Source organism: Candidatus Darwinibacter acetoxidans, from assembly GCF_041936445.1.
Classification (GTDB): Bacteria; Bacillota; Limnochordia; order Darwinibacteriales; family Darwinibacteriaceae; genus DTU010.
This window is the reverse complement of record NZ_JBHGXH010000033.1, coordinates 1-10,281: the sequence shown is the minus strand read 5'-3', so window position 1 is coordinate 10,281 and position 10,281 is coordinate 1. Positions and strand designations below refer to the sequence as shown.

Annotated in this window: 13 protein-coding genes; 5 read left to right on the top strand and 8 right to left on the bottom strand. The window is 54.0% G+C overall.

Annotation, left to right across the window (positions count from 1 at the left end):
- The 4 genes from ACE4YL_RS01015 to ACE4YL_RS01000 all read right to left on the bottom strand — a co-directional run.
- Window positions 1–519, bottom strand: a 519-nt coding sequence (locus ACE4YL_RS01015) for an amidoligase family protein (RefSeq protein ID WP_461369046.1), incomplete at its 3' end; no start/stop codon positions are given.
- Between the two features lie 610 nt (window positions 520–1,129).
- Window positions 1,130–1,312: a hypothetical protein gene (locus tag ACE4YL_RS01010; protein WP_461369045.1), complete on the bottom strand. Its 183-nt coding sequence runs from the start codon at window positions 1,310–1,312 to the stop codon at window positions 1,130–1,132.
- Entirely contained in the window at window positions 1,303–2,145 is an 843-nt protein-coding gene (locus ACE4YL_RS01005; RefSeq protein ID WP_461369044.1) for a class II glutamine amidotransferase, read from the bottom strand. Before ACE4YL_RS01005 ends, ACE4YL_RS01010 begins: the two co-directional genes overlap by 10 nt.
- Before the next feature lie 6 nt (window positions 2,146–2,151).
- Window positions 2,152–2,880, bottom strand: a complete 729-nt coding sequence (locus tag ACE4YL_RS01000) for an amidoligase family protein (RefSeq protein ID WP_461369043.1) — start codon at window positions 2,878–2,880, stop codon at window positions 2,152–2,154.
- Between the two features lie 3 nt (window positions 2,881–2,883).
- On the opposite strand from ACE4YL_RS01000, the gene ACE4YL_RS00995 reads away from it, so the two are divergent.
- The 5 genes from ACE4YL_RS00995 to ACE4YL_RS00975 all read left to right on the top strand — a co-directional run bounded on the left by ACE4YL_RS00995 (window position 2,884) and on the right by ACE4YL_RS00975 (window position 7,572).
- Window positions 2,884–3,231 carry a hypothetical protein gene (locus ACE4YL_RS00995; RefSeq protein ID WP_461369042.1) on the top strand — a complete coding sequence of 116 codons (348 nt, stop codon included), beginning with the start codon at window positions 2,884–2,886 and terminating at the stop codon, window positions 3,229–3,231.
- Between the two features lie 462 nt (window positions 3,232–3,693).
- A complete protein-coding gene (locus ACE4YL_RS00990; protein ID WP_461369041.1) occupies window positions 3,694–4,248 on the top strand; it encodes a hypothetical protein in 555 nt (184 codons plus the stop codon).
- Between the two features lie 5 nt (window positions 4,249–4,253).
- Window positions 4,254–4,667: a hypothetical protein gene (locus ACE4YL_RS00985; protein ID WP_461369040.1), complete on the top strand. Its 414-nt coding sequence runs from the start codon at window positions 4,254–4,256 to the stop codon at window positions 4,665–4,667.
- A gap of 255 nt (window positions 4,668–4,922) precedes the next feature.
- The gene (locus tag ACE4YL_RS00980) at window positions 4,923–5,795 is read left to right on the top strand and encodes a hypothetical protein (RefSeq protein WP_461369039.1); all 873 of its coding nucleotides are present in this window, start codon (window positions 4,923–4,925) and stop codon (window positions 5,793–5,795) included.
- Window positions 5,788–7,572 (top strand): DNA primase family protein, encoded by a 1,785-nt coding sequence (locus ACE4YL_RS00975; protein WP_461369038.1) that lies wholly within the window; start codon window positions 5,788–5,790, stop codon window positions 7,570–7,572. Before ACE4YL_RS00980 ends, ACE4YL_RS00975 begins: the two co-directional genes overlap by 8 nt.
- 1,372 nt (window positions 7,573–8,944) lie before the next feature.
- Here ACE4YL_RS00975 and ACE4YL_RS00970 read toward each other — a convergent pair.
- From ACE4YL_RS00970 to ACE4YL_RS00955, 4 genes are all read right to left on the bottom strand, one after another.
- Window positions 8,945–9,205: a hypothetical protein gene (locus ACE4YL_RS00970; RefSeq protein WP_461369037.1), complete on the bottom strand. Its 261-nt coding sequence runs from the start codon at window positions 9,203–9,205 to the stop codon at window positions 8,945–8,947.
- Window position 9,206: 1 nt separating this feature from the next.
- On the bottom strand, window positions 9,207–9,482 hold the full coding sequence (locus ACE4YL_RS00965; RefSeq protein ID WP_461369036.1) for a hypothetical protein: 276 nt from the start codon (window positions 9,480–9,482) through the stop codon (window positions 9,207–9,209).
- A 13-nt stretch (window positions 9,483–9,495) separates the two neighbouring features.
- Window positions 9,496–9,858 (bottom strand): hypothetical protein, encoded by a 363-nt coding sequence (locus ACE4YL_RS00960; RefSeq protein WP_461369035.1) that lies wholly within the window; start codon window positions 9,856–9,858, stop codon window positions 9,496–9,498.
- 5 nt (window positions 9,859–9,863) lie between these two features.
- Window positions 9,864–10,281, bottom strand: a 418-nt coding sequence (locus ACE4YL_RS00955; protein WP_461369034.1) for an amidoligase family protein, incomplete at its 5' end; no start/stop codon positions are given.

Here is a 10,281-nt window from a genome sequence, read left to right as displayed (position 1 = left end):
GAGCAGTTGGTCCATCTGCCGGACGCTCCTGATGCGCGCCAGACCGAATTCCCCGCCAAGGCTGTTGCAGTATGCGTTCCGCTGGCCACGGCGAGATTCGCTTACCAGTTCGTCGATAGCAGCCTCATACCGGATGTAGATCGCGTAAAGGTTCTTGAAAGCCTCAACATTGTAATCGCTCGCATCGTGGTGCACGTGGAGCCCGCAGGAGCGGTTGACCTTGCATCCGGCCTCGTTCAGGACCTTGCAGACCTTCTTAATCTCCTCCAGCCCGTGAGCGCCCCGGAGCGGTGGAGAGACCAGTTCGAAGCCGTACTCCCCGTTCTGCTCGATGATCGAGCCGTCTGTGACGATCTTCCAGTGGCTCCGGGTACGGTGGTTGTATCCTTCGTAGTGGCACTGGACCCCCGCATGCTGCAGGATCTGGGCAAGACGCTCCCGGCCAACCGGGGAAAGCCCCTCGATTTCGATTCCAAACGTGCGGTTCCTGTTGAATCCCGAGTTCTTCTTGATGGACATTTTTCATTCACCTGATTCTTTAACTTTCTTGAACTTTTCTCGACAATACTAAGAAGGCCCACATACTATATATAGTCATCGGCCCCTGAGCGGGGCCGTGACGTGCCACAGTTTGCAGCCAGATTGGCAATCAGGCACGATTATTCACCCCTTTTAGTATGCCAGTATTCTGATCGCGAATATCGAAACCGCACACCAGAGTCCCAAGATCGCAATTATACCGGCGATTCTCAGAGTTTCGAGGACCCACCCCCACTCCTCCGGGGTCGTGCCCTTGTTTTCCCCCAAGACGATATGCAGGTCCGGATCTCAGATCGCGGCCCGCTGGCCATGCGCGCCCAGAAACGGGCCTTGACTGGGTCGTTCTCAAGGAGGGGACGCAGGATCCGCCGGGCATGAATCATGTATTCCCGGTAGATTAGTGGATTCCTCAGGCGCATAACGTCCAGAACCCTGTCGTAGGAGAGGTGCTCCCACCTGCAGGAGTGATCTAGCGCCGCTTCCTGAAGTGGCAACAATACGATCCCGGTTGACTGTTTGGGCGCACCGTAAAGGCGCGCCTCGTCTTTGTCAAACAATACACACACCTTGTTCCTGAAAGGAATATACCTCATTTTAAGCCTCCATTTGCCACCATGTGGACAATCTGGGCTGGATGAGCCTCGATCCCGTCCACAAGAATCATGTCAACCTCGAAATTCATGTGTATGGCCGCTGCCATGGCAACGGCCTTGTAAGAGGTGGCCCTTATGACAACCCCGCTGTCTTCGCCAATCATTAGGATTACAGACATTGTAATTCCCACCAATCGACGTTTAGGGCCTCTGCACAAGCCTCACAGATAAATTTGCGGTTTTTGTAGGTTATTTTGGATGCAGGGACGATCTTGCCACACTCGTCGCACAACTCCATGCAATCGTACAGCATTTCGTAGTAGCACTCGGAACAGAGGTGGTCCCGCCCCTTCAGGTGAAAAGCACCTGAGAGCGGAATCCTGTTACCACAGTCGCAGCACTGCACCATAACTTCTGGGGTGTTTGCCTTGGCGCGCGGCTTAAAGTTGTGATGGTGTGTAAAGGTGGGCATAAAGGTGCTATTTGAGTAATATACACCCTCACTCTGCACAAAATCACCAAATACACTTGTTTTGGTCTTTTCCATCAGGACAAACTTGCCTTGCGCCCCGTTTAAGGCCCGGTTGATGTTTTTGTAGTTCTTCTTGATAAAGAACATGGTGTCAGACACCTTTAGCTCTTTTGGAGGTGCATAGGCCATTAATATCCCGTTGTGGGCCAAAGCCTTGTTCACCAGCGAATCTGTGGCCTGCATCCGGGCGTAACTGCTGGTGACCGGAAACGGGTGGCAGTTCCCGGGCACGACCGTACCGTGGGTTGCCAGCCGGAAATGTATTACCACGTCCGTATTGAGCAGATCGGTATTCCTACCGAGATTCTTCAAGGCTTTGTTGAAATGGGTCAAAGTCATGAACCCTTTCAAGACACGTACTTTGCTGGTCTTTTCTCGGTACATCAACCCGATTCCGTCCCGGTTGTTCTCGAAACAGTTTTTTAAGATGGTGTTGGCTGGCATTTCAACGCCAGCAGGCTTATAGACGATTATACACATTTTTCATCACCTTTTGTCGAGGTAGGCACTCAGTTCGGGGTACGCACCTGAGCGGGCGATCTCCTCGATCTCGTGCCACTTCATGTCCTGAATCTCTTCAACATGGCGGATACACGCCTGATCCACCATGATATCCAGCAGTTGGATGGACGCCTTGATGGTATCGATTCTTAAGGTCCCTTTAAACATTCGGACCTCAACCGTGTCCGCATTTCTCATGTTCACTGCTTTGTATCGCGCTAGACTGTTAATATCCTTGGCTTTGTTGTAGATTGAGGTTACTGTCTCGGTATTTGGCTCAGTGGGCTCGCAGTACCGAGACGCCCACCGCTCCAGTTCCTCCCGGTTCCGGCGGCTGAATTTGACCATTTTGTGCCAGAATTTCTCAATCATGAACACAAACTTCGCCATTCCCAATTCCCGGTCCTCCCCGAAGCCGTCCTTGGAGATGTGGACGTGCAATCCGCAGGTGGTGGTGTGGTGGGACCGGTAGCCGTGATCGAGGGTCACCTGACAGATCTCCCTGATATAAGGCTTCTCCATCAAGTATTGGTAGGAGCACGGGTGGGTAACGATCTCGACCCCATTGTGAAGGGACCCGTCGTACTTGCAGTAGATCAGGTCGTTATACGCCTCCAGTTCCTCCATCAACCCGTCAAAATCCACGTCATACTTGCCCCACCGGTCGCAATCCACCTCGATTTCCAGCCCATAATAGCGGTTGTTGGTCGCCATGCCGTGAAAATCCGGTTCTGGGCTATAATCGTAGGGATACAGACGGTGGTTCTCATGATAACAGGACAGGCAGTAGCCATCTTCCACCATGCTATAATGAAATGTCTCGCCGCAATCTTCGCAATCAACGGTTTCCGAATCCCGACAGTCGCAGCAGACCCACCGCTCCTCCCCATCGGGATACTGGACCCAGCTCATCTCGTCCCGGTCATACCACTCTTCGCACTCGTGGCACTGCTCTGCCACCATTCCCCGGTAGCAGGTCTCGCAATAGACCTCTCCCCGGTGAACGTGGCAATACTGCACGTCGTCTGGGTGTATGGTCTGCCGGCACGCGACATACTGGGGTAGTGCCGTGCACGCCGGGCACAGGAGCAAGCGCTCGCGACTGTAATCGATCTCGACCACAGCCAGATTGTCCATGGGGACCCCACAAATCTCACAACGCGCCATTCTTACCGCCTCCGGCTGTGTTCTTGCAGGTACTTCATTTGTCATTTTCTTTCACCTTTTTACAACTTTCCTACAAAACTTAATAAGGCCTCCACACTATATATAGTCATCGGGGCCCTTTCCTGACCCATTTCACGGCCCAGAGCCCAGGCGAGCGCTCCCGAATCTATGGTCAAGGTAACCTTCTTTCTACTCATGCTATCGACACGTGCTCGACACGTGTCGTGATATACTCACCGGTTTCTAAACTTTTCTAAACTTTCTTGAATAATTGGACTCCGATTACGAAACAAACGATGAGTATATGTACTTATAAGGAAATGAAGAAGGTGTTCCTAGAACATAAGGAGCGTAGAGTATATGACTGGATTAGTGTCGAAGAAATCGAGGACGGTACAGAACCTCTATGTCGGAAAGGGAACCAGAACTATGTTCTGTTACAAATCTGGTGTGCATTCGCCAGCCCTTCACAACATAGAGTCGTTCAAAATAGGGCTAAGTTGGCTGAACGCTCAGCGGCTGAGTGAGGCAAGCGAACAGAGCGTTAAGGACATCTGGTTGTCTCATATGGCTGAAGATCTGGTGTTCCAGGCCGAGAAGAACTCTGAACTTGCCATGATCAAGAGAATGGGGTACTACGCGGACGAACTGATGAAAGAGGAGTGTACCCTCTCCGTGAAGGAGAAGAAGCACATTCTCTCTGTGTTCGGGAAGATAGTTGACCAGTTCCTGCCTTCGTACGAGGAAGACCAGGCTGAGAAGGCTTGGTGGTCGGACCGGCTGCACGAAGAGCAGATCGAGAACGAACGGGACTTCTATGGCCGTCTGCGACAGGACGCCGAGCGCGATTCGCTCGGACGGAGCCGGCCCAGGCAGAACCTGGAACGTGACAGCACAGGACGCCGAAGGAGGTAAGTAGAATGGCGCGTAACCAGCAAGTTTGGATTAAGGCGGAACTTCTCGAGAGTAGGCCTGAAGAGATACTCAACGTTGAGTTGCCCCGGCTCGATGTCCAGGAACAGAATCTCCTGCAGAAGAAGAGACAACTCCAGTTCAAGCGGGGAGATATCTGGAGAGCGCTCAACCAGAGGAGTGATCGGGTCGAGGAAGCGAAGAAGAACCTGCAGAGGAACACGATTCCGAGCCGGACAGCGGAACTGGAGGCTACGCTTGCAGGCGCGGAAGCGGAGTTGAAAGCATACCGGAAGAAGAGCGAACCGATCCTCCGTGAGTTGAAAGAGCAGATCAAGCAGGTCTCTGGTGCGATAGACGAGGTCTATGTGCAGAAGGACCTGCTCCGGGACGAACTGAAGCGCTACGTGAGGTTGGCCTGACGATGTACGAGTTGATGACGTTCGCGGAACTCTGCCGGGAGAAACGCTATATCGAGCAGTTGCAGGACAGGTTCCGGAAAGAGCCATCTATTCCACGCGAAATACGGATAGCCCTAATTAAGCGGCTTAACGTTGACCGGCAACTGCTCAAGCAGGAAATTAAGGAACGGTGCTGACATGGCCAGGATTCCTAACCAATTCATGCGCGATGATTTCCTCTTCGTGCCCGTTCCGCGCGGGGAGAAAGCACCACACATGCACGGCTGGAACCTGGTGGCTAAAGGTATGCGATATGACGATAAGCGGCTCCAGTTCCACCTCGATAACGGAGGGAACTACAGTGTGTACGCGGCTCCGGGCTCGCACACCCTCTTCCTGGACGTGGACGACGCCGAAAGGTTCTACGAGGTAGGCGGTCCCAGCCTAACCCGGAACACCTTCACGTACAGTGCATGGCCGGACTCCCGGAGGTATCGCGCGGTCGTGAGGTGCCCGGATTACCCCCGAGAGTGGGCAGGCAGGAAACTCAACGTCGATGGCGTGTTCGAGGTCTATTTCCCTGCCGAGACGGAGAAGACCTGCGGGCTCTGTGTAGGGCCAGGCTCGCTTCATCCGAACGGTAACTTGTACGCCATTACTCATAATACCTCGTTCCGAACGGTATCGTGGGACGCTATCACCACGCTGGTGGACAGAATCAAGCCTGAAGCGCACAAACTGTCAATCAAACCTAAAGCGTACCGGAACGCTGCCACCAACTTGATAACACAGCGGTACAACCTGCAGGTGGAGTGGCCGGTCAACCCGTACCCTACCCGACACGGGGAGGTGCGGGGAGCCAGCCCGTTCCATGATTCGTCGACCGGGGACAACACCTCAATAGACCCTGAGAAAGGGTTGTTCTACTGTTTCCGACATGAAGTGGGCTACGATGCTGCCGGATGTGAAGCGATTCGGCGCGGGATTATCGAGTGTGGCGAACCGTTCGACAGCGAAGCGTTCAAGAAACTGGTGGCCGAACTGGAAAGAGACTTCCCGGAGGTTCGATACCTGGAACGGGTGAACTTCCGGCGCAGGATGAAGGCGGAACGCAGGCGCAAGCTAGCGGAGGCGCGAAACCATGACTAATTTGGATACATTCACCGAGCGGGAGAGGGAAGCGTTCCGGCTAGCAGAAGGGAAGACGTTAGCCCAGATACGGGACGAAGGCGGGATTCTGCGTAGAGATCGGACGGATGACCCGGTGTGGGCTTACGGAATCCCTGAAGAACCCCCGGAAGAGCGGAAGGAGGCCGTCAGGCGCGCATTATTCAAAATAGCGGTTAATTGTCTGGAACGCGACCTGCAGGCAGATAGCCACCTTGCCGGACGGAACAGCCGGCTCCCCCGAGACGCTCAACTCTCTTCCCGGGAATTGCTGGACGTGCTTTCGCTGGCACAGACCTTCCGTGAGCGATGCCACCATGACTTGAGCGAAGAGATGGCGGAGGACCTGCACGAAGCCTATAACCTGACCGATGCAGGGAATAGTGAGCGTCTGGTTCACTATTTCGGGGATCGGATCAAATACTGCACCGAGATGAAGAGTTGGTTCATTTGGACGGGGAAACACTGGGAAAGGGACGACAAACTCCAGATCGAGGATTTCGCCGTCCAAACGGCGCGGAACATCTATCAGGAGGCTTCGGAGGCCGAGGATCTGGAACGGCGGCAACTTATTGCGAAGTGGGCGATGCGATCCGAATCGCTAGCGGCACGAACGGCGATGGTGCGGGGAGCCCAACATATTGTTGCAACCAGTGCAAACGTCTTTGATGCTCACCCGAACCTGTTTAACTGCCTGAATGGTACGCTAGATTTGGAAACGGGTGAGTTTAGAGAGCACCGCAAGGAAGATCTGCTCACTAAGATGTCCAACGTGGAATACGACCCTGATGCTACCTGCCCCATGTGGTTTGACCACCTGGAGACCATCTTCCAGGGAGACACCGAATTAATTGACAGTTTCCAGATGCTCATGGGGTATAGCCTCTTACAGCGCAACCCGGAACAGATCATGTCGATTTGGTACGGAACCGGCAAGAACGGCAAATCTGAGACGATGCGCGCTATTGGGATGGTATTAGGCGATTACCGGGTTCATATTCAGGCGGAGACGTTGATGCTTTCCCGTGGTGGAGCAGGGCAAGCCCGGCCGGATATCCTCAAACTCAAGGGTGCCCGGTTCGTTACCTGCACGGAACCCGAGCAGGACGCTGCGTTAGCCGAAGCGCTGATAAAGAGCGTGACCGGAGACGATAAGATAGCTGCTCGACCGTTGTACTCCAACGAGGTCGTTGAGTTCGAGCCGGGATGCAAGATTGTCCTAGCCACAAACCACCTTCCCCAGATTAAGGGCACAGATTACGGGATTTGGCGCAGAATCTGGCCGATTCCCTTCCAGGCGACCATCCCTGAAGCCAAACGGCAACCGGAGTATGGGGTGAAACTCTTCCGAGAGGAAGGAAACGGGATATTCAACTGGATGTTGGACGGTCTACGCCGATACCGGGCAACGGGCCGACTAGAGCGGCCTGAAGCCGTACAGAAGGCGTTCCTAGCGTACCGGCTACAGTCCAACCCGATCGGGGCATATCTGGAGGAGCGCTGTGAGGTCGTGGAGGGGGAGCGCACCAGCAAGACCGATATGTACGCGGCATACCGGGATTGGTGTGACGATATGGGCCGGAAACCTCTTAGCAGCACCGCATTCGGCAAGATCATGAAAACGTTGTTCAAGGACGGAACTGGCACTGTCCGGTATTGGATTGGAATCCGGCTCAAGCAGGACGGAGCCGACGATTATCCCGACACGGAGAGGTTCACCTTCCGGATCAGAACGGCTGGGGAGGAAGGGCCGCGATGATCGGGGATGTCCTCCCCCGTGAGCGGGCCTCGTTCCCATGTGGGTGGAGCGGAGGACTCCGCTCTACCTCTTCAGAATATGGAAATCTCGCACCACAGAGAGCACCAGCATGTCGGACGATCGGAGGGAAAACTGTTGGAAAAGGAGCGGATTCAGAATTGCGCCGTGAATTGAAAGAGGTAATGGCATGACTTCCCGGGAAGCACGTTGATCGGATGGTGGCTTCCTCCCTGTGGAGGAGTGGTGGGGAGAACCTCCCCCACCCGTGGAGGATGGAGGAAGGAGGAGAGGTTGCCACCATCCCACGCGCGGGGAGGGGACGCTCTCCCCCTTCCCGTGGAGGAAGAAGACTCTTTTCATGAACTAAGGCTTGCTAAGGTTCACGACGCGTTTCCCCAGAACTGTTCTGAAACGTATTGGGAAAGTGGAAAACCTGTATAAATTGAGCGGTAGACGTAGCGCGCGTAGATTCGGGAAAAGGAGCCGTTCGGTGCGCTGTTTTGCAATCCTTGCACGTAGCAGGAGCGGACCGGAACCACGGATAACGTCTGAAAAGTCTTCGATTCAGGAAAGGAGACCATATTGTGGGAAGTGGAATATGCCAGTCATTCGGAGAACGTTTCTTCCCTCCACGAGAGGGGGCGCTGCGGCTATCTGATTTTACAAACTGAGGCCCTTTCCTGAATCTAAGGCCAAACTACGCGTACTACGCGTTTATACCAAACTTTCTATATTTATCCTTTTAAAGGGACTTTAGTATAAACGCGTAGTACGCGTAGTTTGGGCTCCTTTTCGGAATCAGGCGCTTTCTAGCAAAACCTCCTTGGTGGCCTATCCCCGTGATGAATAATGGTGGGTTGGAGCGTACCCTACGTAGGCACTGGCTACCTTCCTCGTGGAGGGAGAAGTCGGCAGGTGATGAATAATGGTGGGTCGGAGCGATCGGAGAATTTGATCTGATGAATAATGGTGGGTTGGTCTAGCCCCTGCAGGTGGAACTCCTCCCGGGAAGTGATCGTCCATTATAACAACAAGGTTACGGTCTAGCGTGGGGTAGGGGATGGCTGCGCCCTTCACCTTGTTCAGGTAGTGAGCATAGCCGGGGTTCTGGTAATCCCGTAGCGGAGCGTCTGTCTGCCACAGGACCTCCTTTGCCTCCAGCATCTCTTGCCGCCGGGCAACCTTCCGGTCCAGCCGCGCCCGGATCTCACCTGAGACCTTGGCATGCGGAAATATTTGGGTGATTTGGGTGACCAGTGGGTATTCCCACACTTTCATCTCGGGGTTCCAGCGTGCTCCCGCGACACATACCGCTCCTCGTAATCGCATTTGAGGGCCAGTTTGCCGTTTAAAACCAACAGGACGGCCATTCTTACTCCAAAAGGGAAGAGGGTTGCTCTTCCCACACTTTGCGAATCGCGCCCACGCGCTCCAGTTCGTGCAGGAACTCCTGCGCGGTCTCATACTGGATCGGTTCGCCATGATAAACGACGCACCGCTCAGCGGTTTTGTTCATATACTCGCGCTTTGTGGCCGGAATCAGGTACGAGTCCAGTTTCATCATGCGAACCACATCGACATACGTTTCGCCCGTATACCGGGCTCCATCGTTCAGGATAACATTAACCACCATTTTAATCACCACTCCAGTTTGTGTACGGGGACATTTTAAGGTGCTTCTTGAATTTCTCGCGAATTTCTTCTCCGTTTTCGGGTTCTACCAGTTTTATCGCCTCTTCCACCGTGGCAGACGCCATGCCGCGTTCCACAGAGGAGGAGGGGAATTTGCTCCACGGCTCGTCTGGTTTCAAGTTCATGACCCGATCGATCCACTTCTGGCCATCAGACCAGTGTTTCCAGCACATTACTGTTTTAACGGTTTTACCCGTCCTGCTTACCATTTCTCCCATGTTTCCAACCTCCTTAGAAAGAGTGGTCCAGATCACCGTCGATCGGGGCCTTCTCTTTCTTCTTGTCCTTTTTCACCTGAGAGAGGACGGCGAACTCCCGCCTCCCGCTTCGGACGTCCTGCACGTGATATATCGGGACAGTAATAAGGTCCATGTCAATGGGGAAGATATTGACCGCCTTTCGGCTGAAGGACAGTTTTGCACGGCCCGCGTACCCAATGAACTCGTTCTGGACGAAATTGATCTCGACCTCTGCCCCTTTCATGAGACGGACGACGTTCTCAGCCCCGATCACCATACGACCCAGTTTCCAGCCCTCGACATTGAGGACCAATGCTTTGTGCTCTTTTGAGATTGTACCAACTTTCTTCCACATTTTTATCACTCCGCTGAAGCGGTGAGAGCGGCCTTCATAAAGGCCTGCCGCCGCTTGTTGTAATACGAGACCGCTTCCTGCTGGGTCTCGTCTGCGCCCATCCACTTATATCCCCGGATCACCTTTTTCAGGTTGAACCAGTCGTTTGCACCGCTCTTCATCCGGATTTTACCCGCAACGGCCCGCTCCACCATCATCTGGGTGAGAACCACCCAGTTGGCGATCTTTTCCCCGTCCATGGTCCCTTGGTGCTGCCGGAACTCCACGGTTCCGTGAATTTCATAGGATTGGCAGTTAAGTTTCATGTATCTGCTTGGGTAGGCTTCAGAGAGCAGTTGGTCCATCTGCCGGACGCTCCTGATGCGCGCCAGACCGAATTCCCCGCCAAGGCTGTTGCAGTATGCGTTCCGCTGGCCACGGCGA